The 433-nt window shown below is 34.4% G+C and carries 1 pseudogene; it reads left to right on the forward strand.

Going from position 1 to position 433, the window contains the following annotated elements:
- A pseudogene (locus AC1M9B_RS14385) lies at positions 1 to 110 on the forward strand (FAD-dependent oxidoreductase); the annotation flags it as partial.
- Positions 111 to 433 lie beyond the last annotated feature (323 nt).

Here is a 433-nt window from a genome sequence, read left to right on the forward strand (position 1 = left end):
CTGCGGGTGACTGTACAACAGTACCTTATAAACAAATCATCATTGCCACTGGTGAAGGCGCGAAAGCATCACTGTCAGCGTTTGATTACATCATTCGTTCTGGACAGTAGTTCAATCATATTCTTTAAATAAGAAGTTCTTAGTTTTGTAGTTTACAGAGGTTGAAGATGCTAACACTTCAGCCTCTTTTTTTGTAATCATTAACTTGATCTATATTATTTACTAAATCAAATCTGTATTTTATTTGTAATTTTATTTCACAATAAATGGGTGTTTTGTGTAACAGGACCTGTTTATCGTGTCTGTTTTTTGTTTAAATATTAAGAAATTCTTTAGCCTTACTAAATTATAAAAGACAGATAATAACCATGCTTGCCAACATCTTTTCGGCATTGGAACAGCTCGGTCTAACCGCCCAAAACAGAGCCCTCCA

The sequence above is a fragment of the Acinetobacter sp. ANC_7513 genome (assembly GCF_056779915.1).